This is a genomic window from Arthrobacter sp. E44 (genome assembly GCF_041877125.1).
GTDB lineage: Bacteria > Actinomycetota > Actinomycetes > Actinomycetales > Micrococcaceae > Arthrobacter.
This window is the reverse complement of record NZ_JBHDJA010000003.1, coordinates 24,211-44,675: the sequence shown is the minus strand read 5'-3', so window position 1 is coordinate 44,675 and position 20,465 is coordinate 24,211. Positions and strand designations below refer to the sequence as shown.

Annotated in this window: 24 protein-coding genes; 23 read left to right on the top strand and 1 reads right to left on the bottom strand. The window is 62.2% G+C overall.

The window, feature by feature from the left end:
- Positions 1–20 precede the first annotated feature (20 nt).
- The 7 genes from ACETK3_RS03975 (at position 21) to ACETK3_RS03945 (ending at position 10,422) form a co-directional block, all read left to right on the top strand.
- Positions 21–3,920, top strand: a complete 3,900-nt coding sequence (locus ACETK3_RS03975; protein WP_236820179.1) for a DNA-directed RNA polymerase subunit beta' — start codon at positions 21–23, stop codon at positions 3,918–3,920.
- Between the two features lie 456 nt (positions 3,921–4,376).
- A complete protein-coding gene (gene rpsL, locus ACETK3_RS03970) occupies positions 4,377–4,751 on the top strand; it encodes a 30S ribosomal protein S12 (protein WP_009358312.1) in 375 nt (124 codons plus the stop codon).
- A gap of 1 nt (position 4,752) precedes the next feature.
- A complete protein-coding gene (rpsG, locus tag ACETK3_RS03965) occupies positions 4,753–5,223 on the top strand; it encodes a 30S ribosomal protein S7 (protein WP_003803829.1) in 471 nt (156 codons plus the stop codon).
- 69 nt (positions 5,224–5,292) lie between these two features.
- Complete coding sequence (gene fusA, locus ACETK3_RS03960) at positions 5,293–7,407, top strand: elongation factor G (RefSeq protein WP_373992560.1); 2,115 nt, start codon at positions 5,293–5,295, stop codon at positions 7,405–7,407.
- Between the two features lie 240 nt (positions 7,408–7,647).
- Positions 7,648–8,838: an elongation factor Tu gene (gene tuf / locus ACETK3_RS03955; RefSeq protein WP_141159762.1), complete on the top strand. Its 1,191-nt coding sequence runs from the start codon at positions 7,648–7,650 to the stop codon at positions 8,836–8,838.
- A gap of 101 nt (positions 8,839–8,939) precedes the next feature.
- Positions 8,940–9,065, top strand: a complete 126-nt coding sequence (locus ACETK3_RS03950; RefSeq protein ID WP_256371453.1) for a hypothetical protein — start codon at positions 8,940–8,942, stop codon at positions 9,063–9,065.
- A 106-nt stretch (positions 9,066–9,171) separates the two neighbouring features.
- Positions 9,172–10,422, top strand: coding sequence for an Nramp family divalent metal transporter (locus ACETK3_RS03945; protein WP_373992559.1), 1,251 nt, complete (start codon positions 9,172–9,174; stop codon positions 10,420–10,422).
- An 18-nt stretch (positions 10,423–10,440) separates the two neighbouring features.
- Here ACETK3_RS03945 and ACETK3_RS03940 read toward each other — a convergent pair whose 3' ends face one another.
- Positions 10,441–11,877: a GH1 family beta-glucosidase gene (locus ACETK3_RS03940; RefSeq protein ID WP_373992630.1), complete on the bottom strand. Its 1,437-nt coding sequence runs from the start codon at positions 11,875–11,877 to the stop codon at positions 10,441–10,443.
- A 396-nt stretch (positions 11,878–12,273) separates the two neighbouring features.
- On the opposite strand from ACETK3_RS03940, the gene rpsJ reads away from it, so the two are divergent.
- The 16 genes from rpsJ (at position 12,274) to rplF (ending at position 20,464) form a co-directional block, all read left to right on the top strand.
- Entirely contained in the window at positions 12,274–12,582 is a 309-nt protein-coding gene (gene rpsJ / locus ACETK3_RS03935; RefSeq protein WP_003803825.1) for a 30S ribosomal protein S10, read from the top strand.
- Between the two features lie 17 nt (positions 12,583–12,599).
- Positions 12,600–13,250: a 50S ribosomal protein L3 gene (gene rplC, locus ACETK3_RS03930; RefSeq protein ID WP_236799111.1), complete on the top strand. Its 651-nt coding sequence runs from the start codon at positions 12,600–12,602 to the stop codon at positions 13,248–13,250.
- Positions 13,251–13,254: 4 nt separating this feature from the next.
- Complete coding sequence (rplD, locus tag ACETK3_RS03925; RefSeq protein WP_141942676.1) at positions 13,255–13,875, top strand: 50S ribosomal protein L4; 621 nt, start codon at positions 13,255–13,257, stop codon at positions 13,873–13,875.
- Entirely contained in the window at positions 13,872–14,177 is a 306-nt protein-coding gene (gene rplW / locus ACETK3_RS03920) for a 50S ribosomal protein L23 (protein WP_011692807.1), read from the top strand. The genes rplD and rplW overlap by 4 nt, the downstream gene beginning before the upstream one ends.
- Before the next feature lie 29 nt (positions 14,178–14,206).
- The gene (rplB, locus tag ACETK3_RS03915) at positions 14,207–15,046 is read left to right on the top strand and encodes a 50S ribosomal protein L2 (RefSeq protein WP_026264302.1); all 840 of its coding nucleotides are present in this window, start codon (positions 14,207–14,209) and stop codon (positions 15,044–15,046) included.
- Between the two features lie 12 nt (positions 15,047–15,058).
- Positions 15,059–15,340, top strand: a complete 282-nt coding sequence (gene rpsS / locus ACETK3_RS03910) for a 30S ribosomal protein S19 (protein ID WP_003803803.1) — start codon at positions 15,059–15,061, stop codon at positions 15,338–15,340.
- Between the two features lie 38 nt (positions 15,341–15,378).
- Positions 15,379–15,744, top strand: a complete 366-nt coding sequence (gene rplV / locus ACETK3_RS03905) for a 50S ribosomal protein L22 (protein WP_009358304.1) — start codon at positions 15,379–15,381, stop codon at positions 15,742–15,744.
- Complete coding sequence (gene rpsC, locus ACETK3_RS03900) at positions 15,745–16,575, top strand: 30S ribosomal protein S3 (protein ID WP_236799110.1); 831 nt, start codon at positions 15,745–15,747, stop codon at positions 16,573–16,575.
- Positions 16,576–16,992 carry a 50S ribosomal protein L16 gene (rplP, locus tag ACETK3_RS03895; RefSeq protein ID WP_015937848.1) on the top strand — a complete coding sequence of 139 codons (417 nt, stop codon included), beginning with the start codon at positions 16,576–16,578 and terminating at the stop codon, positions 16,990–16,992.
- 2 nt (positions 16,993–16,994) lie between these two features.
- The gene (rpmC, locus tag ACETK3_RS03890) at positions 16,995–17,324 is read left to right on the top strand and encodes a 50S ribosomal protein L29 (protein WP_018769136.1); all 330 of its coding nucleotides are present in this window, start codon (positions 16,995–16,997) and stop codon (positions 17,322–17,324) included.
- Entirely contained in the window at positions 17,321–17,626 is a 306-nt protein-coding gene (rpsQ, locus tag ACETK3_RS03885) for a 30S ribosomal protein S17 (RefSeq protein ID WP_272910802.1), read from the top strand. Before rpmC ends, rpsQ begins: the two co-directional genes overlap by 4 nt.
- 486 nt (positions 17,627–18,112) lie before the next feature.
- On the top strand, positions 18,113–18,481 hold the full coding sequence (gene rplN / locus ACETK3_RS03880; protein WP_003803789.1) for a 50S ribosomal protein L14: 369 nt from the start codon (positions 18,113–18,115) through the stop codon (positions 18,479–18,481).
- A 3-nt stretch (positions 18,482–18,484) separates the two neighbouring features.
- Positions 18,485–18,847, top strand: a complete 363-nt coding sequence (gene rplX / locus ACETK3_RS03875) for a 50S ribosomal protein L24 (protein ID WP_236799108.1) — start codon at positions 18,485–18,487, stop codon at positions 18,845–18,847.
- Positions 18,847–19,428 carry a 50S ribosomal protein L5 gene (gene rplE / locus ACETK3_RS03870; protein WP_236799107.1) on the top strand — a complete coding sequence of 194 codons (582 nt, stop codon included), beginning with the start codon at positions 18,847–18,849 and terminating at the stop codon, positions 19,426–19,428. The genes rplX and rplE overlap by 1 nt, the downstream gene beginning before the upstream one ends.
- Positions 19,429–19,510: 82 nt before the next feature.
- The gene (gene rpsH / locus ACETK3_RS03865; RefSeq protein ID WP_018769139.1) at positions 19,511–19,909 is read left to right on the top strand and encodes a 30S ribosomal protein S8; all 399 of its coding nucleotides are present in this window, start codon (positions 19,511–19,513) and stop codon (positions 19,907–19,909) included.
- An 18-nt stretch (positions 19,910–19,927) separates the two neighbouring features.
- Positions 19,928–20,464 (top strand): 50S ribosomal protein L6, encoded by a 537-nt coding sequence (gene rplF, locus ACETK3_RS03860; RefSeq protein WP_110541321.1) that lies wholly within the window; start codon positions 19,928–19,930, stop codon positions 20,462–20,464.
- Position 20,465 lies beyond the last annotated feature (1 nt).

Here is a 20,465-nt window from a genome sequence, read left to right as displayed (position 1 = left end):
CAAGAGAGAACAGGGACCATATGTCCAGCGAATCCTCCTTCGGCCTCATGCAGATCGGCCTCGCCACCGCGGAAGACATCCGCGGCTGGTCGTACGGCGAGGTTAAGAAGCCGGAAACCATCAACTACCGCACGCTCAAGCCCGAGAAGGACGGCCTCTTCTGCGAGAAGATCTTCGGCCCGTCCCGCGACTGGGAATGCTACTGCGGCAAGTACAAGCGCGTGCGCTTCAAGGGCATCATCTGTGAGCGTTGTGGCGTCGAAGTCACCCGTGCCAAGGTCCGCCGTGAGCGCATGGGCCACATCGAACTGGCCGCACCGGTTACGCACATCTGGTACTTCAAGGGTGTTCCGTCCCGCCTGGGCTACCTCCTTGACCTGGCTCCGAAGGACCTCGAAAAGGTCATCTACTTCGCTGCCTACATGATCACCAGCGTCGACGAGGCTGCCCGCCACGAGGAACTGCCCAACCTGCAGGTTGAGCACGACATCGAGAAGAAGCAGCTGATCGACAACCGCGACGCCGACATCGCCGCGATCGCCCGCGACCTCGAAGGCGAAATCGCACGCCTCGAGGGCGAAGGCGCCAAGGCTGCCGACAAGAAGAAGGCCCGCGACTCCGCCGACCGCCAGATGGCCAACGTGCGCAAGCGTGCCGACGCCGACATCGAGCGCCTCGAGCAGGTCTGGGACCGCTTCAAGAACCTGAAGGTCGCCGACCTCGAAGGTGACGAAGGCCTGTACCGCGAACTGCGCGACCGCTACGGCATGTACTTCGAAGGCTCCATGGGTGCCGAAGCCATCAAGAAGCGCCTTGAGAACTTCGACATGCAGGCCGAGTCCGAGTCCCTGCGCGACGTCATTGCCAACGGCAAGGGCCAGCGCAAGACCCGTGCCCTCAAGCGCCTGAAGGTGGTCAACGCGTTCCTGACCACCAACAACAGCCCGCTCGGCATGGTCCTCGACGCCGTCCCGGTGATCCCGCCGGAACTGCGCCCCATGGTCCAGCTGGACGGTGGCCGCTTCGCGACCTCCGACCTTAACGACCTGTACCGCCGCGTGATCAACCGCAACAACCGCCTCAAGCGCCTGCTTGACCTGGGTGCTCCGGAGATCATCGTCAACAACGAGAAGCGCATGCTTCAGGAAGCTGTTGACAGCCTCTTCGACAACGGCCGCCGCGGCCGTCCGGTCACCGGACCGGGCAACCGTCCGCTGAAGTCCCTGAGCGACATGCTCAAGGGCAAGCAGGGCCGTTTCCGCCAGAACCTCCTCGGCAAGCGCGTCGACTACTCCGGCCGTTCGGTCATCGTCGTCGGCCCGCAGCTGAAGCTGCACCAGTGCGGCCTGCCCAAGCAGATGGCACTGGAGCTCTTCAAGCCGTTCGTGATGAAGCGCCTGGTTGACCTCAACCACGCCCAGAACATCAAGTCGGCCAAGCGGATGGTGGAGCGCTACCGCCCGCAGGTCTGGGACGTGCTCGAAGAGATCATCACCGAACACCCGGTGCTGCTCAACCGTGCACCTACCCTGCACCGCCTGGGCATCCAGGCGTTCGAGCCGCAGCTTGTTGAAGGCAAGGCAATCCAGCTGCACCCGCTGGTTTGTGGCGCATTCAACGCCGACTTCGACGGCGACCAGATGGCAGTCCACCTGCCGCTGAGCCCCGAGGCGCAGGCTGAGGCCCGCATCCTGATGCTGTCCTCGAACAACATCCTGAAGCCCTCTGACGGACGCCCGGTCACCCTGCCTTCGCAGGATATGATCATCGGCCTGTACCACTTGACCACCAAGCGCAAGGGGTCGGCCGGCGAAGGCCGCATCTTCGGTTCGGTTTCAGAAGCCATCATGGCCTTCGATGCCCGCGAGCTGCACCTGAACTCGCAGGTCAAGATCCGCCTCGAAGGCTTCGTCCCGTACGCCGGCTGGGAAGCTCCCGAAGGCTGGGAGCAGGGCCAGCCCGCACTGGTTGAAACCTCCCTGGGCCAGGTCCTCTTCAACGAGACCCTGCCCGAGGACTATCCGTGGGTTGAGGCTGTTGCCGACAAGGGCGAACTGTCCCGCATCGTCAACGACCTCGCCGAGCGCTACCCGAAGGTTGTCACCGCTGCAACGCTGGACAACCTCAAGGATGCCGGTTTCTACTGGGCCACCCGTTCAGGCGTCACCGTCGCCATCTCGGACATCGAGGTTCCGGCTGCCAAGCCGGAAATCCTTGCCGGGTACGAAGAGCGCGCCGCCAAGATCCAGGGCCAGTACGACAAGGGCCTGATCGACGACGACGAGCGCCGCCAGGAACTCATCGAGATCTGGAACAAGGCCACCAACGATATCGCCTCGGTGATGCGTGAGAGCCTGTCCCCGATGAACACCATCAACCGCATGGTGTCCTCCGGTGCACGTGGTAACTGGATGCAGGTCCGCCAGATTGCGGGTATCCGTGGCCTGGTGGCCAACCCGAAGGGTGAGATCATCCCGCGCCCCATCAAGTCCTCCTACCGTGAGGGCCTGTCGGTGCTGGAATACTTCATCGCCACGCACGGTGCCCGTAAGGGCCTGGCCGATACCGCTCTGCGTACCGCCAACTCGGGTTACCTGACCCGTCGTCTGGTGGACGTCTCGCAGGACGTCATCGTCCGTGAAGAGGACTGCGGCACCGAGCGCGGCCTGGTCACGCCCATCGCCGTCGCCGACGCCAACGGTGAGCTGGTCCTGGACGAGAACGTCGAGAACAGCGCTTACGCACGTACGCTGGCTGTCGACGTCGTGGACTCCGAGGGCAACGTCCTCGCAGCCGCCGGCACCGACTGCGGCGACGTGGTTATCGCCGAGCTCTTCAAGGCAGGCATCACCGAGGTCAAGGTCCGCTCCGTACTCACCTGTGAGTCCAGCGTCGGCACCTGCGCCCTGTGCTACGGCCGCTCGCTGGCCACCGGCAAGACCGTGGACATCGGCGAGGCCGTGGGCATCATCGCCGCACAGTCCATCGGTGAGCCCGGTACCCAGCTGACCATGCGTACGTTCCACACCGGTGGTGCTGTTTCCGCCGGTGGTGGCGACGACATCACCCAGGGTCTGCCCCGTATCCAGGAGCTCTTCGAAGCCCGCACTCCGAAGGGTGTTGCACCGATTGCTGAAGCAGCCGGCCGCATCACCATCGAAGAGTCCGAGCGCCAGATGCGCCTGGTCATCACCCCGGATGACGGCTCGGAAGAGATCGCCTACCCGGTGCTGCGCCGTTCACGGCTGCTGATCGAAGACGGCGACCACGTTTCCGTGGGCCAGAAGCTGATCAACGGCCCGGTGGACCCCAAGCAGGTCCTGCGCATCATGGGTCCGCGTGCGGCACAGAAGTTCCTGGTGGACGAGGTCCAGGGCGTGTACCGCAGCCAGGGCATCGGTATCCACGACAAGCACGTCGAGGTTATCGTCCGCCAGATGCTGCGCCGCGTCACGGTCATCGAGTCCGGCGAATCCGACCTGCTGCCCGGCGAGCTCGCTGAGCGCAGCCGGTTCGAGGAAGCCAACCGCCGCGTTGTGTCCGAGGGCAAGACTCCGGCTTCCGGACGTCCTGAACTGATGGGCATCACCAAGGCGTCGCTGGCCACCGAGTCCTGGCTGTCTGCAGCTTCCTTCCAGGAGACCACCCGCGTCCTGACGCAGGCGGCCATGGAAGGCAAGAGCGATCCGCTGCTGGGCCTCAAGGAGAACGTCATCATCGGTAAGCTGATCCCGGCCGGCACGGGCCTCCCGCGCTACACCGAGGTCACCGTCGAGCCCACTGAAGAAGCAAAGGCCAACCTGTTCACCGGCCCCAGCGCATTCAGTGACTTCTCGTACGACACCCTGGGTGGAGATGGAGCTCCCGAGTTCCACGCCATCCCCCTGGATGACTACGACCTGGGCAACGACTTCCGGTAGCCACTGACGGTTGACGCCTGACGAAGGGATGGTCCCGCACCGCAAGGTGGGGGACCATCTCCCGTTAACATCGATTGCTCCGTACCTGTCGTTCTGGTGGCCCATAACGACAGGTACGGAGCAACCGATGGGGGAGATGCCCCGATTAAGGCATGGAGCCTGTCCATGCTAGACTTGTTACCAATTGTTATTGTGGCAGTGGATGAGAGTGCCGGTGTCAGCTGAAAGGCTGGACCAGAGCGACGTTTCCGGTTTGCAGGGTTCTTGTGCAACGTATGCCACATTTTTGCATGCCTAGGGAACTGCAGGAATGTACGTTTCGTCCCGGTGTGCGATCCGACTATTAAGGCTTCGCCTTCGCCGCCATGGAGATTCCCTTCAGGGCCCGGGCGGCGGGGCAACGCAAAAGGAGAGTGGCCGGAAACAGCCACTCCGGATAAAACGGAGAACACGAGAGTGCCTACGATTAACCAGCTGGTCCGCAAGGGCCGCACGCCTAAGGTCTCAAAGACCAAGGCTCCCGCGCTTAAGGGCAGCCCCATGCGCCGCGGTGTCTGCACCCGCGTCTACACCACCACCCCGAAGAAGCCGAACTCGGCTCTGCGTAAGGTGGCACGTGTGCGCCTCAACGGCGGCGTGGAAGTTACCGCCTACATCCCCGGTGTTGGCCACAACCTGCAGGAGCACTCCATTGTGCTCGTTCGCGGTGGTCGTGTGAAGGACCTTCCGGGTGTCCGCTACAAGATCGTCCGTGGCGCCCTCGATACCCAGGGTGTGAAGAACCGTAAGCAGGCCCGCAGCCGCTACGGCGCAAAGATGGAGAAGAAGTAATATGCCTCGCAAGGGTCCGGCCCCCAAGCGGCCGCTCGTTTCGGATCCGGTATACGGTTCCCCGCTGGTAACCCAGCTCATCAACAAGGTGCTCGTTGACGGCAAGAAGTCCACGGCAGAGCGCATCGTCTACGGTGCCCTCGAAGGCGCCCGCGCCAAGTCGGGCGGCGACCCCGTTGCAGCCCTCAAGAAGGCCATGGACAACGTCAAGCCTTCCCTCGAGGTCCGCTCCCGCCGTGTCGGTGGCGCCACCTACCAGGTGCCGGTTGAGGTCAAGCCGGGCCGCTCCACCGCCCTCGCCCTGCGGTGGCTGGTTGGCTACTCCAAGGCCCGCCGTGAAAAGACGATGACCGAGCGTCTCCAGAACGAAATCCTGGATGCGTCCAACGGTCTCGGTGCCGCTGTGAAGCGTCGCGAAGACACCCACAAGATGGCCGAGTCCAACAAGGCCTTCGCACACTACCGCTGGTAATACTCCCCGGACGCCGCCGGCTCAACCGAGCCGGCGGCGAACGCGTAGTCCATCCCAAAAGGAGACCCCGTGGCACAGGACGTGCTTACCGACCTTAGTAAGGTCCGCAATATCGGCATCATGGCCCACATTGATGCCGGCAAGACCACCACAACCGAGCGCATCCTGTTCTACACGGGTGTGAACCACAAGATCGGCGAAACGCACGACGGCGCGTCGACCACCGACTGGATGGAACAGGAAAAGGAACGCGGCATCACCATCACGTCTGCCGCCGTGACCTGCTTCTGGGAAAACAACCAGATCAACATCATCGACACCCCTGGCCACGTGGACTTCACGGTTGAGGTTGAGCGCTCCCTGCGCGTCCTCGACGGTGCAGTTGCCGTCTTCGACGGCAAGGAAGGCGTTGAGCCGCAGTCCGAGACCGTATGGCGCCAGGCTGACAAGTACAACGTCCCGCGTATCTGCTTCGTCAACAAGATGGACAAGCTCGGTGCTGACTTCTACTTCACCGTAGACACCATCATCAGCCGCCTCGGTGCCAAGCCGCTGGTCATGCAGCTGCCCATCGGTGCCGAGAACGACTTCATCGGCGTCGTCGACCTGCTTTACATGCGTGCCCTGGTTTGGCCGGGCGACGCCAAGGGCGACGTGACCATGGGTGCCAAGTACGAGATCCGTGAGATCCCGTCTGACCTCCAGGAAAAGGCTGAAGAGTACCGCGCGAACCTCGTTGAGACCGTTGCAGAGTCCTCCGAGGAACTCATGGAGAAGTACCTTGAGGGCGAAGAGATCTCGATCGACGAGCTCAAGGCCGGCATCCGCCAGATGACCATCAACTCCGAGCTGTACCCGATCTTCTGTGGCTCCGCGTTCAAGAACCGTGGCGTCCAGCCGATGCTCGATGCAGTTGTGGACTACCTGCCGAACCCGCTCGACGTCCCCCCGATGGTCGGTCACGATCCTCGCGACGAAGAGAAGGAACTGACCCGCAAGCCTTCCGCTGAGGAGCCGTTCTCGGCCCTGGCATTCAAGATTGCTGCTCACCCCTTCTTCGGTCAGCTCACCTTCATCCGCGTGTACTCCGGTCACGTGGAAGCAGGCGCGCAGGTGGTCAACTCCACCAAGGGCAAGAAGGAGCGCATCGGCAAGCTGTTCCAGATGCACGCCAACAAGGAAATGCCCGTTGAGGGCGCTACCGCAGGCCACATCTACGCAGCCATCGGTCTGAAGGACACCACCACGGGTGACACCCTGTGTGATGCCAACAACCAGATCGTGCTCGAGTCCATGAGCTTCCCGGAGCCCGTGATCTCGGTTGCCATCGAGCCCAACACCAAGGGTGACCAGGAGAAGCTCTCCACGGCCATCCAGAAGCTCTCCGCTGAGGACCCCACCTTCCAGGTGTCCCTCAACGAAGACACCGGCCAGACAATCATCGCCGGCATGGGCGAGCTCCACCTGGACATCCTGGTGGACCGCATGCGCCGCGAGTTCAAGGTCGAGGCAAACGTGGGCAAGCCCCAGGTTGCCTACCGCGAAACCATCAAGCGCGCCGTCGAACGCCACGACTACACGCACAAGAAGCAGACCGGTGGTTCGGGCCAGTTCGCAAAGATCCAGATCGCCATCGAGCCGCTGGACACCGCTGAGGGTGAGCTGTACGAGTTCGAGAACAAGGTCACCGGTGGCCGCGTTCCGCGCGAATACATCCCGTCCGTCGACGCGGGCATCCAGGACGCATTGAACGACGGCGTCCTGGCCGGCTACCCGGTTGTCGGCATCAAGGCCACGCTGATTGACGGCGCGTACCACGATGTTGACTCCTCGGAAATGGCGTTCAAGATCGCCGGCCGTATGGCTTTCAAGGAAGCTGCACGCAAGGCGAACCCGGTTCTGCTCGAACCACTGATGGATGTCGAGGTCCGCACCCCTGAGGAATACATGGGTGAAGTTATCGGTGACCTCAACTCCCGCCGTGGCCAGATGCAGTCCATGGAAGATGCACAGGGCGTCAAGGTCATCCGTGCGCACGTTCCGCTGTCCGGCATGTTCGGCTACATCGGCGACCTGCGCTCCAAGACCCAGGGTCGTGCTGTCTACTCCATGACGTTCAACAGCTACGCCGAGGTCCCGAAGGCAGTTGCCGACGAGATCATCCAGAAGTCCCGCGGCGAGTAGTCCTTTCCGGACTTTCAAAGCGAACACCCCGGGTTCGGTGGCCTCCAAGGCCGACGAACCTGGTGCAGGAGGCCGGCCGGTCCAGGCCGGCCCCCTGCACCGACAGGCTCAGGGGACTAGTATTAGTTCCTGAATCTGCGATTTCACCAATCCAAAGCCCCCCAAGTAGACTTGCCTGAGTTCTACCGCGACAAGCGCGGCTGGAGGGCAAGCTATTTGTAAACGTTCTAGGAGGAACCTGTGGCAAAGGCAAAGTTCGAGCGGACTAAGCCGCACGTCAACATCGGCACCATTGGTCACGTTGACCACGGTAAGACGACGCTGACGGCCGCCATTTCCAAGGTGCTGTACGACAAGTACCCGGATCTCAACGAAAAGCGTGACTTCGCGTCGATCGACTCTGCACCCGAAGAGCGTCAGCGCGGTATTACCATCAACATCTCCCACGTGGAGTACCAGACCGAGAAGCGTCACTACGCACACGTTGACGCCCCCGGCCACGCTGACTACATCAAGAACATGATCACCGGTGCTGCTCAGATGGACGGCGCAATCCTCGTGGTTGCCGCTACCGACGGCCCGATGGCTCAGACCCGCGAGCACGTTCTGCTCGCCCGCCAGGTTGGTGTTCCCTACCTGCTGGTCGCGCTGAACAAGGCTGACATGGTCGATGACGAGGAACTCCTCGACCTCGTCGAAATGGAAGTTCGTGAGCTCCTGAGCTCGCAGGGCTTCGACGGCGACAACGCTCCGGTGGTTCGCGTTTCCGGCCTGAAGGCCCTGGAAGGCGACCCCGAGTGGGTCAAGTCCGTTGAGGACCTGATGGCTGCTGTCGACGAGTCCGTTCCGGACCCCGTACGTGACCGCGACAAGCCGTTCCTGATGCCGATCGAAGACGTCTTCACCATCACCGGTCGTGGCACCGTTGTTACGGGCCGCGCCGAGCGTGGAACCCTCGCCATCAACTCCGAGGTCGAGATCGTCGGCATCCGCCCGGTCCAGAAGACCACGGTTACCGGTATCGAGATGTTCCACAAGCAGCTCGACGAAGCATGGGCCGGCGAGAACTGTGGCCTGCTGCTCCGTGGCCTGAAGCGCGACGATGTCGAGCGTGGCCAGGTTGTCGTCAAGCCGGGTTCCATCACCCCGCACACCGACTTCGAGGCCAACGTCTACATCCTCTCCAAGGACGAAGGCGGACGTCACAACCCGTTCTACTCCAACTACCGCCCGCAGTTCTACTTCCGTACCACGGACGTAACCGGCGTTATCACCCTGCCCGAGGGCACGGAAATGGTTATGCCTGGCGACAACACTGAGATGACCGTTGCGCTCATCCAGCCCATCGCCATGGAAGAGGGCCTCGGCTTCGCAATCCGCGAAGGCGGCCGCACCGTTGGTTCGGGACGCGTTACCAAGATCATCAAGTAGTACTTGCTGAACTGAAGGACAGCCCCGCTGCAAAAGCAGCGGGGCTGTCCTTTTTCGTTAAAGGCCCCCTGATACTGTTGCAGCACTGAAAGGAGACCATCATGGGCTGGCTTATTTTCCTCATCATCGCGGTGGCCGTCGTGGCCGGGGTGTTTTGGGTCAAGCGGAACTTCCGGCACGAAATTGACCGGGCAAAGCGGATCAACAGGGCTAACAAGAACCAGTAATGCCGCGGGCACCTCAATCTCGAAGGCATGCCTTAGTCCTACTTTTCGGTACACCTAAATTCGCGGTATCCTCGTCCTATTGACGCCCCGACGACGAGGACACGTGATGGCTGTTTCAACATTGGCGGCTGAATCCGCTTCCACCAAGGGCTGGTCGCGCCTCCTGCTGCTCGGCCCGGCCTTCGTGGCGGCAATTGCATACGTTGATCCCGGGAACGTGGCGGCGAACCTGACGGCCGGGGCAAACTTCGGTTACCTGCTTGTCTGGGTGCTGGTAGTTGCGAATGCCATGGCCGTGCTGATCCAGTACCAGTCCGCCAAGCTGGGCCTTGCCACCGGCATGAGCCTGCCGGAGATCCTGGGCAAGCGCTTGGGAACCGGGCAACGGCGTGCCTATTGGGTGCAGGCTGAGATCGTTGCCGGTGCTACAGACATGGCAGAGGTCATTGGGGGAGCTGTCGCCCTCAACCTGCTGTTCGGCCTTCCGCTGCTCACGGGCGGAGTGATCATTGGATTGGCGTCCATGCTGCTGCTGGGACTTCAATCGCACCGGAGCCAGAAGTCCTTCGAACTCGCCATCCTGACCCTGCTCGGCGTGATCGCCGTGGGGTTCGTCTCGGGCCTGTTCGTCGCTCCGCCGGACGCGGGCGGCGCCCTGGCCGGCCTTGTACCGCGCTTCGAGGGAACCGATACAGTCCTGCTCGCTGCCAGCATGCTCGGTGCAACCGTCATGCCGCACGCGATATACCTGCATTCAGCCCTCGCCCGGGACCGCCACGGCTTCTCGAAGGATCCTGCCGTCAGGACGCGGTTGATCCGGACCACCCGCGTGGACGTCGCCGGCGCCCTGCTGCTTGCCGGCGTCGTCAATATCGCCATGCTGCTGTTGGCTGCCACCAGCCTCCGCGGGGTGGAGGGCACTGACACCATTGCCGGTGCCCACGCGGCGGTCACGTCGGCACTGGGGCCGGTCATCGGCGTCGTATTCGCTGTAGGCCTGCTGGCCTCGGGACTGGCGTCCACCTCCGTGGGCTGTTATGCCGGGGCCACCATCATGGGCGGGCTGCTGAAGATGAGGATTCCGCTGCTGGTCCGCCGAACCGTGACCCTGATCCCGGCGTTGCTGGTCCTTGGCGCGGGCATAGAACCCACGGTAGCCCTGGTCCTCAGCCAGGTCCTCCTGAGTTTCGGTATCCCGTTCGCGCTGATTCCGCTGATCCGGCTTACCGGAAGCCGCAAGGTGATGGGCGTCCATGTGGATTCCAAGCCCCTCCGGATCGCCGGCTGGACCAGCGCCACCCTTATCGTGGGGCTGAACTGCGTTTTGATCTTCCTGACTGTCACCGGGCACTCCTGACCCGCAGAGCCGGCCAGGTTAGTCTGATCGGCCATTCCTTGCGCTGGACAGGGCCTGGTACCAGTAGAAGGACCTCTTTGGCGTCCGCTGCAGCGTCTCAAAGTCCACGTGCACCAGGCCAAAACGCTGCGAGTAGCCGGCGGCCCACTCAAAGTTGTCCATGAGCGTCCACACGAAATAGCCACGCAGGTCCAGTCCCTCTGCCAGGCCCCCGGGAGCCGTGGCTTCAAGCGCCGCACCCAAATGACTGGCCAGGTACTCCACCCGATCGGTATCCTCTAGGGTCCCCGAAACGCGGTCAGGTTCCGGGAAACTGGCGCCGCCTTCGGTGATGTAGACCGGAGGGAGGGCCGCGCCGTAACGGTCGCGCATTTCCTGCAGCAGGATGCCCAGGTGTTCCGGCGCCACGGGCCAGCCGAAGCCCGTACTGCCGTACTCCGGGTAACCCACCTCGTGGAAGGGCAGCTTGGCAAGCTCCTTGTGCATGTCCGCAGGCAGGGGGGTGATGCCTGGCCCCACGGCCACCTTGACCGGGAAGTAGTAGTTGAGCCCGTAGAAATCCAAGGGCTGGTGGATGGTTTTGAGATCCGCGTCGGAAATCCTGCCGATGGAACGAAGCCAGGGCTTCGCGTACAGCGGCAGCGACGGGTAGTGGCCCAGCAGGACCGGATCCGCGTACATCCTGTTCATCAGCAGGTCATAGACGTGGGCGACCAGCCTATCGCCGATTTTTCGTGAGGCGGGCCTGACGGGCGAGTGCAGGTTGGACAGGCCTACTCCGCCGGCCACTCCAGCAGCCCGCAGCGCCTGCACGCCGAGCCCATGCGCCAGGAGCTGGTGATGGACGGCGGGAAGGGCATCGAACAACAGCCGGCGGCCGGGTGCATGCACCCCCAGTGCGTAGCCGTTCAGGGTGACCGATACGGGCTCGTTGAGGGTGACCCACTGAGCCACCCGGTCCCCGAACCGCTCACCGGCGGCCCTGGCATACTCACCGAACCGCTCCGCCGTGTCCCGGTTCAGCCAGCCGCCGCGGTGTTCCAGGGGCAGGGGAGTGTCCCAGTGGTAGAGCGTTGCCATGGGTGAGACGCCTGCTTCGAGCAGTTGGTCGATGAGACGGTCGTAGAAATCCAGGCCTTCGGCATTGAAGGCACCCCGGCCGTCAGGCTGGATGCGTGGCCAGGACAGGGAGAACCTGTAGGAGCCTACGCCCAGTTCCTTCAGCAGCGCGACATCCTCCGGGAGCCTGTTGTAGTGGTCGCACGCCACTGCGGGGGAGTGGCCGTCGAGGATGGCACCGGGCTTCTCCGCGAAGGCATCCCACCCCGATGGCCCACGGCCCCCGGCCTTCAGCGAGCCTTCAATCTGGAATGCCGCTGCCGCGACGCCGAGGATGAACGACGGCGGCACGCGCCCGGCCAGTTCCGTCACCGATTCTGTACTCTCCAGGGTCATGCCCCTATCATCCAGCCGCTCCCGGCCCGCGGCAATGGCCCTGACGAGCATCGATACGGAGCCAATTCGCATCTGCCGCAGTTTTCCGGCATACTAGATGAGTTGTTCAAGCGCTTCTTCGTGTCCCGATCCGGATAATGCCGGGTGCAGGGTCCAAGCTGAAGACCAAACATAACCCACCCCAATGGAATTGCGGATTTGTATGCGTGTTCAGCGCGACACGCCCGACCGCGGGGGTCGGTTGCGCCGGCAGGTTGAGGAACCCGGATTCATCCGGATTCAGCTTGTGCGGCGGATGGTGGTTACGACCTCAAATGCTTCGGCAGCCATACAACGAGTAAGTGAACAGGGCAGCCCTAAACCGGGGAAGCACAGACTGAAAGAGAGTCAGGCGACATGGCGGGACAAAAAATCCGCATCCGGCTGAAGTCATACGACCACGAGGTCATTGACGTTTCAGCACGGAAGATCGTTGAGACGGTCACGCGCGCAGGCGCAACGGTAGTTGGCCCCGTGCCGCTGCCTACGGAGAAGAACGTGTACTGCGTTATCCGGTCTCCGCACAAGTACAAGGACAGCCGCGAGCACTTTGAAATGCGCACGCACAAGCGTCTTATCGACATCATCGATCCCACGCCGAAGGCTGTTGACTCGCTCATGCGTCTCGACCTGCCGGCTGACGTGAACATCGAAATCAAGCTGTAGGGAGGTGCTGAGAAACTATGACCGCAACCCGTAACGTAAAGGGCCTGCTGGGCACGAAGCTCGGCATGACCCAGGTCTGGGACGAGAACAACAAGCTCATCCCCGTCACTGTGGTCCAGGCAGACTCGAACGTCATCACCCAGCTGCGCAATGCTGAGTCCGATGGCTACGTCGCCGTTCAGATCGGCTACGGCCAGATCGATCCCCGCAAGGTCACCAAGCCGCTGGCTGGTCACTTTGAGAAGGCAGGCGTCACGCCTCGCCGCCACGTCGTCGAACTCCGTACCGCAGATGCTGCTGAGTACGAGCTGGGCCAGGAGCTCTCCGTGGAGCTCTTCGAGGCCGGTCAGAAGATCGACGTCATCGGCACCACCAAGGGTAAGGGCTTCGCCGGTGTTATGAAGCGTCACGGCTTCCACGGCGTTGGCGCTTCCCACGGTGCCCACAAGAACCACCGTAAGCCCGGTTCAATCGGTGGCGCATCCACCCCGAGCCGCGTCTTCAAGGGCATGAAAATGGCCGGCCGCATGGGCGCCGTTCGTCACACCACGCTGAACCTCACGGTCCACGCGGTTGACGTCGAGAAGTCGCTGCTCCTGATCAAGGGCGCCGTTCCCGGTGCCCGCGGCCAGGTCGTACTCGTACGCACTGCCGTGAAGGGAGCCTAGTTCAATGGCTAACACTGTCCAGGTTGACCTGCCTGCAGAGATCTTCGACGTTCAGACCAACGTGCCGCTGCTGCACCAGGTTGTCGTTGCCCAGCTCGCTGCTGCCCGCCAGGGAACCCACAAGACCAAGACCCGCGCTGAAGTTTCCGGTGCAGGACGCAAGCCGTTCAAGCAGAAGGGTACCGGCCGCGCCCGTCAGGGTTCCGTCCGTGCTCCGCACATGACCGGCGGTGGCATTGTCCACGGTCCCACCCCGCGTGACTACAGCCAGCGCACCCCCAAGAAGATGATTGCTGCTGCACTGCGCGGCGCACTGTCTGACCGGGCCCGCAACGGTCGCATCCACGTTGTCTCCGAGCTGGTTGCTGGAGACAAGCCGTCTTCCAAGACTGCCCTGGCAACGCTTCGCGGCGTTTCCGACCGCAAGAACCTGCTGGTCGTCATCGAGCGCGATAACGATGTTGCCGCACTGTCCGTGCGCAACCTCGCCGGCGTTCACGTTCTGTACGCAGACCAGCTGAACACCTACGACGTTCTCGTCTCTGATGACGTTGTCTTCACCAAGGCTGCCTACGACGCATTCGTTGCCGCTAAGGCAGCAAAGAACGAGGAGGATGCCAAGTGAGTGCAGCCACCATCAAGGATCCCCGCGACGTCGTGCTTGCACCCGTCGTGTCGGAAAAGAGCTACGGCCTGATCGACGAGGGCAAGTACACCTTCCTGGTGGACCCCCGTTCGAACAAGACCGAGATCAAGCTGGCCGTGGAGAAGATCTTCTCCGTCAAGGTCGAATCGATCAACACCATCAACCGTGCCGGTAAGCGCAAGCGCACCAAATTCGGATGGGGTACCCGCAAGAACACCAAGCGTGCGATTGTCACCCTCAAAGAAGGCACCATCGACATCTTCGGCGGTCCGCTCGCGTAGCGGAGACCACTTTAACGAGGAAATAAATTATGGGAATCCGTAAATACAAGCCGACTACCCCGGGCCGTCGTGGCTCGAGCGTAGCGGACTTTATCGAAATCACGCGGTCGACGCCGGAAAAGTCGTTGGTACGTCCGCTGCCCAAGAAGGGCGGCCGTAACAACACCGGTAAGATCACCACCCGCCACAAGGGTGGTGGACACAAGCGCCAGTACCGTCTGATCGACTTCCGTCGCCACGACAAGGACGGCGTCAACGCCCGCGTTGCCGAAATCGAGTACGATCCGAACCGCACGGCTCGCATCGCCCTCCTGCACTACGTTGATGGCACCAAGCGTTACATCATCGCTCCCAACAAGCTCTCCCAGGGTGACGTTGTAGAGGCAGGTGCCGGTGCTGACATCAAGCCCGGTAACAACCTGCCGCTGCTCAACATCCCGGTGGGTACCGTTATCCACGCAGTTGAACTGCGTCCGGGTGGCGGCGCCAAGATGGGCCGCTCCGCCGGCGCATCCATCCAGCTTGTTGCCAAGGAAGGCCGCTTCGCCCAGCTGCGCCTGCCCTCCGGCGAAATCCGCAACGTTGACGTGCGCTGCCGCGCAACTGTCGGCGAAGTTGGCAACGCCGAGCAGTCGAACATCAACTGGGGCAAGGCCGGCCGTATGCGGTGGAAGGGCGTCCGCCCGACCGTCCGTGGTGTCGCCATGAACCCGGTTGACCACCCGCACGGTGGTGGTGAAGGTAAGACTTCCGGTGGTCGTAACCCCGTGAACCCGAACGGTAAGCGTGAAGGCCGCACCCGCCGCCCCAACAAAGAGAGCGACAAGCTTATTGTGCGTCGCCGTCGTACTGGCAAGAACAAGCGATAGGAGCCTGGACACATGCCACGCAGCCTGAAAAAAGGTCCTTTCGTTGACCAGCACCTCTTTGTGAAGGTAGCCAGGGAAAACGAAAAGGGCACCAAGAACGTCATCAAGACCTGGTCCCGCCGTTCGATGATCATCCCCGACATGCTTGGGCACACGATCGCCGTACACGACGGACGCAAGCACATCCCGGTGTTTGTCACTGAGTCGATGGTCGGGCACAAGCTCGGCGAATTCGCTCCCACGCGGACATTCCGCGGCCATGTCAAGGACGACCGTAAGGGCAAGCGCCGCTAGGCGCCTGCGTTTACGTCAAAGACGAGAGAAGGAAAGCAATGGAAGCCAAGGCAATTGCGCGCCACATCCGCGTAACGCCTATGAAGGCCCGGCGCGTCGTCAACCTTGTTCGTGGATTGCAAGCGAATGAGGCTCTGGCAATTCTGAAGTTTGCCCCGCAGGCAGCTTCGGAGCCGGTATTCAAGGTAGTTCAGTCGGCAATCTCCAACGCCCGGGTCCTCGCGGACCGCGACGGCGTGGCGTTTGACGAAGGCGACCTCATCATCAGCGAAGCGTTTGTTGATGAAGGCCCGACCATGAAGCGGTTCCAGCCGCGTGCCCAGGGTCGTGCATTTCAGATCAAGAAGCGCACCAGCCACATCACCGTGGTAGTCGCTACCCCGGAGAAAGAGGAGGCTCGCTAAGTGGGACAGAAAGTAAACCCGCACGGGTTCCGACTCGGCATCACCACCGATCACGTATCGCACTGGTTCGCTGACAGCACCAAGGCCGGCCAGCGGTACAAGGACTTCGTTCGCGAAGACATCCGCATCCGCCAGCTCATGTCCACGGGCATGGAGCGCGCCGGTATCGCCAAGGTCGAAATCGAGCGCACCCGTGACCGTGTCCGCGTGGACATCCACACGGCCCGTCCCGGCATCGTCATCGGCCGCCGTGGAGCAGAAGCAGACCGCATCCGCGGCGAGCTCGAAAAGCTCACCGGCAAGCAGGTCCAGCTGAACATCCTCGAGGTCAAGAACCCCGAGATGGAAGCCCAGCTTGTGGCCCAGGGCGTTGCAGAGCAGCTGACTTCCCGCGTGGCATTCCGCCGTGCGATGAAGAAGGCCATGCAGTCCGCACAGCGTGCAGGTGCCAAGGGCATCCGTATCGCCTGCTCGGGCCGCCTGGGTGGCGCTGAAATGTCCCGCTCGGAGTTCTACCGCGAAGGCCGTGTGCCCCTGCACACCCTCCGCGCGAACATCGACTACGGCTTCTACGAAGCCAAGACCACCTTCGGCCGCATCGGCGTGAAGGTCTGGATCTACAAGGGTGACGTCACCGCCAAGGAACTGGCCGCACAGGCTGCTGCCGCTCCGTCCCGCGGTGGCCGTGGCGAGCGTCCCGGCCGCCCGGGTGGCGCTGACCGCGGTGACCGCCGCCGTCGCAACGACCGTCCGGCCGCTGACGCAGCTCCCGCTGCCGAAGCTCCGGCAGCTGAAGCTGCACCTGCAGCAGCAGAAGGAGGACAGGCTTAAATGCTTATCCCACGTCGAGTCAAGCACCGTAAGCAGCACCACCCGGGTCGTTCCGGCGCTGCCACGGGCGGCACCGAGGTCTCGTTCGGTGAGTGGGGTATCCAGGCTCTGAGCCCGGCATACGTCACCAACCGCCAGATCGAATCTGCCCGTATCGCGATGACCCGCCACATCAAGCGTGGCGGTAAGGTCTGGATCAACATCTACCCGGACCGTCCCCTGACCAAGAAGCCTGCCGAAACCCGCATGGGTTCCGGTAAGGGTTCACCGGAATGGTGGGTCGCCAACGTCAAGCCGGGCCGGGTTCTGTTCGAACTCTCCGGTGTCAATGAAGAGGTAGCTCGCGAGGCCCTGCGCCTGGCAATCCACAAGCTGCCGTTGAAGGCACGCATTGTGCGTCGCGAAGGTGGTGAGTAGAAATGGCAGTAGGATCCAAGGATCTGGCTCCCGCACAGCTGGACGGTTTCGACAACGAGCGTCTCGTTGAAGAACTCCGCAAGGCCAAGGAAGAGCTGTTCAACCTGCGTTTCCAGTCCGCCACCGGACAGCTGGAGAACCACGGTCGCCTGCGCGCGGTAAAGAAGGACATCGCCCGCATCTACACCGTTCTCCGCGAACGCGAGCTGGGCATTCGTGCCGAGGTTGCCGCGCCGGTTGTGGAAGCCAAGGAAGAAAAGAAGTCCAAGAAGGCTTCAACCAAGAAGGCCGACAAGGCTGAAAAGGCTGAGACCGAGGAGGACGCCAAGTGAGTGAAAAGGACCAGAACGTGACCGAAACTGCTACCGCAGCCAAGGCTGTGCAGCGCGGTTACCGCAAGACCCGTCGCGGTTACGTGGTCTCCGACAAGATGGAAAAGACCATCGTTGTCGAGGTTGAAGACCGCGTGAAGCACGCACTGTACGGCAAGGTCATCCGCCGCACTTCCAAGGTCAAGGCACACGACGAAGAGAACACCGCCGGCATCGGCGACCTCGTTGTCATCGCCGAGACCCGTCCGCTGTCCGCCACCAAGAACTGGCGGCTCGTGGAAATCCTCGAGAAGGCCAAGTAGCACCTGCTGCTTAGCTGAGGCCCCTGCTCCTTCCGGAGTGGGGGCCTCCTCGTTTTAACGCGCCCCTCACGGCAGCCAGCTTTTCAGCGAAGCGCACGACGGCGGGACCTGCTCTGGCGGGGGAGCGGCACCCTGGGCGGGCCGAAAGGCTGCCATGCGTGACGCCGTCGTGCGTCCTGCACTGCTTGCGGACCAGGGGACGGCGGTGATATGGGGACTGGCGGAAAACGTGCTAGGATATTGAGTTTGTATGGCGCCTTTCGCGCGCCGTCATCAACCTCGTAAACAAGCGTGCCACAGCATAGTGCCCCTGTGCGCCCGGGATCCGTCCCGGACTGGATGGGAGCAACTGCTTCTGGCACGGGCGTTTAGGCCTGGTCTGGCAAAATCCAGGCAGGTCAAGAGACACCCCGATCAACCGTTCCGCAAGGCTCATTCCGTAGCAAGACCACGGCCTGAGAACCGGCGCGACGCAAGGAGTAAATAGTGATTCAGCAGGAGTCGCGACTCAAGGTCGCCGACAACACGGGTGCTAAGGAAATCCTTACCATTCGCGTTCTCGGTGGATCCGGCCGTCGCTACGCAGGCATCGGTGACGTCATTGTCGCCACCGTCAAGGATGCGATCCCTGGCGGCAACGTAAAGAAGGGCGATGTGGTCAAGGCCGTCATCGTCCGTACCAAGAAGGAACGCCGCCGTGCGGATGGTTCCTACATCAAGTTTGACGAGAACGCAGCTGTGATCCTGAAGAACGACGGTGACCCCCGCGGTACCCGTATCTTCGGACCGGTTGGTCGTGAACTGCGTGACAAGAAGTTCATGAAGATCGTTTCTCTGGCTCCGGAGGTGCTCTAGTCCATGGCTGCAAAGATCAAGAAGGGTGACCTGGTTCAGGTCATCACTGGCGCCAAGGCTGAGCGCGGCGGCGACCGCGGCAAGCAGGGCAAGGTCCTGCGCGTCTTCACCGACACCAACCGCGTGCTGGTTGAGGGCATCAACCGCGTCACCAAGCACACCCGGGTTGGACAGTCGCAGCGCGGCACCAAGACCGGCGGCATCGAGGTCGTAGAGGCCCCGATCCACATTTCGAACGTGGCCCTGGTTGACCCGTCGACCAAGAAGCCGACCCGTGTGGGCTTCCGCCTCGACACCGTGGAGAAGAACGGCGTGCAGAAGACCGTCCGCATCCGCGTGTCCAAGAGCACCGGGAAGGACATCTAATGACTGAGACCATCGAGACTCCGGCAACGAAGATCGTTCCCCGTCTGAAGGCCAAGTACGCCGAAACCATCAAGGGCCAGCTCCAGGATGAGTTCAAGTACCAGAACGTGAACCAGGTGCCCCGCCTGGTGAAGGTCGTTGTGAACATGGGTGTTGGAGATGCCGCCAAGGACTCCAAGCTGATCGACGGCGCTGTCCGCGACCTGACCCAGATCACCGGCCAGAAGCCGCAGGTTACCAAGGCCCGCAAGTCGATCGCACAGTTCAAGCTGCGCGAAGGCATGCCCATCGGTGCACACGCAACCCTGCGTGGCGACCGCATGTGGGAATTCGTGGACCGCCTGGTCAGCCTGGCACTGCCCCGTATCCGCGACTTCCGCGGCCTCAGCGGCAAGCAGTTTGATGGCAATGGCAACTACACCTTCGGTCTGACCGAACAGGTTATGTTCCACGAAATCGACCAGGACAAGATCGACCGCGTCCGCGGTATGGACATCACGGTTGTCACCACCGCCAAGACCGATGACGAAGGCCGCGCGCTGCTCAAGGCGCTTGGTTTCCCGTTCAAAACCGAAGCTTAATTAACTACGTAAAAGGTCCGGCCGCTCCGATCCGTCAAGGACGGGACGGCGGAAACCGTTACGAGGAAGGGCATGAGCCCACATGACAATGACAGATCCTGTCGCAGATATGCTTACGCGCCTGCGTAACGCAAACTCGGCATACCACGACTCCGTGTCTATGCCTTACAGCAAGCTCAAGGCACGCGTTGCCGACATCCTCAAGGCCGAAGGTTTCATCGCCGGCTGGAAGGAAGAGGACGCTGAGGTTGGCAAGAAGCTGACCCTCGAACTCAAGTTCGGTCCGAACCGCGAGCGTTCCATCGCCGGTGTTCGCCGCATCTCCAAGCCGGGCCTCCGCGTTTACGCGAAGTCCACCAACCTGCCGCACGTGCTGGGTGGCCTGGGTATCGCAATCCTGTCCACCTCTTCCGGCCTCCTGACTGACAAGCAGGCCGGCAAGAAGGGCGTGGGCGGCGAAGTCCTCGCGTACGTCTGGTAACGGGAAAGGAAGAGAATAATGTCACGTATTGGACGTCTCCCCATCACCGTTCCTGCCGGCGTTGAGGTCAAGGTTGACGGCTCTGTCGTCAGCGTCAAGGGTTCCAAGGGGGAGCTGAGCCACACTGTGGCCAGCCCCATCGAGGTTGCCCTGGAAGACAACACCCTGACCGTAAGCCGCCCGAACGACGAGCGTGCCTCACGTTCGCTCCACGGCCTGACCCGCACCCTGATCGCCAACATGATCCAGGGCGTCACCGCAGGCTACGAGAAGAAGCTTGAAATCGTCGGTACCGGTTACCGCGTTCAGGCCAAGGGTTCTGACCTTGAGTTCGCTCTGGGCTACAGCCACCCGGTCAACGTTTCGGCTCCGGCCGGCATCACCTTTGCAGTAGAGGGACCGACCAAGCTCTCTGTATCAGGAATCAACAAGCAGCAGGTCGGCGAAGTTGCTGCCAACATTCGCAAGCTGCGGAAGCCCGACCCGTACAAGGGCAAGGGCATCCGTTACGCCGGCGAAGTCATCCGCCGCAAGGTCGGAAAGGCTGGTAAGTAAC

Bases quoted from the DNA above. Each gene is read 5' to 3' on its own strand.
- ACETK3_RS03975 (WP_236820179.1), top strand. From the start codon at position 21: ATGTCCAGCGAATCCTCCTTCGGCCTCATGCAGATCGGCCTCGCCACC.
- rpsG (WP_003803829.1), top strand. From the start codon at position 4,753: ATGCCTCGCAAGGGTCCGGCCCCCAAGCGGCCGCTCGTTTCGGATCCG.
- ACETK3_RS03950 (WP_256371453.1), top strand. From the start codon at position 8,940: ATGGGCTGGCTTATTTTCCTCATCATCGCGGTGGCCGTCGTGGCCGGG.
- ACETK3_RS03945 (WP_373992559.1), top strand. From the start codon at position 9,172: ATGGCTGTTTCAACATTGGCGGCTGAATCCGCTTCCACCAAGGGCTGG.
- ACETK3_RS03940 (WP_373992630.1), bottom strand. From the start codon at position 11,877: ATGACCCTGGAGAGTACAGAATCGGTGACGGAACTGGCCGGGCGCGTG.
- rpsJ (WP_003803825.1), top strand. From the start codon at position 12,274: ATGGCGGGACAAAAAATCCGCATCCGGCTGAAGTCATACGACCACGAG.
- rplC (WP_236799111.1), top strand. From the start codon at position 12,600: ATGACCGCAACCCGTAACGTAAAGGGCCTGCTGGGCACGAAGCTCGGC.
- rplD (WP_141942676.1), top strand. From the start codon at position 13,255: ATGGCTAACACTGTCCAGGTTGACCTGCCTGCAGAGATCTTCGACGTT.
- rplB (WP_026264302.1), top strand. From the start codon at position 14,207: ATGGGAATCCGTAAATACAAGCCGACTACCCCGGGCCGTCGTGGCTCG.
- rpsS (WP_003803803.1), top strand. From the start codon at position 15,059: ATGCCACGCAGCCTGAAAAAAGGTCCTTTCGTTGACCAGCACCTCTTT.
- rplV (WP_009358304.1), top strand. From the start codon at position 15,379: ATGGAAGCCAAGGCAATTGCGCGCCACATCCGCGTAACGCCTATGAAG.
- rplP (WP_015937848.1), top strand. From the start codon at position 16,576: ATGCTTATCCCACGTCGAGTCAAGCACCGTAAGCAGCACCACCCGGGT.
- rpmC (WP_018769136.1), top strand. From the start codon at position 16,995: ATGGCAGTAGGATCCAAGGATCTGGCTCCCGCACAGCTGGACGGTTTC.
- rplX (WP_236799108.1), top strand. From the start codon at position 18,485: ATGGCTGCAAAGATCAAGAAGGGTGACCTGGTTCAGGTCATCACTGGC.
- rplE (WP_236799107.1), top strand. From the start codon at position 18,847: ATGACTGAGACCATCGAGACTCCGGCAACGAAGATCGTTCCCCGTCTG.
- rpsH (WP_018769139.1), top strand. From the start codon at position 19,511: ATGACAATGACAGATCCTGTCGCAGATATGCTTACGCGCCTGCGTAAC.
- rplF (WP_110541321.1), top strand. From the start codon at position 19,928: ATGTCACGTATTGGACGTCTCCCCATCACCGTTCCTGCCGGCGTTGAG.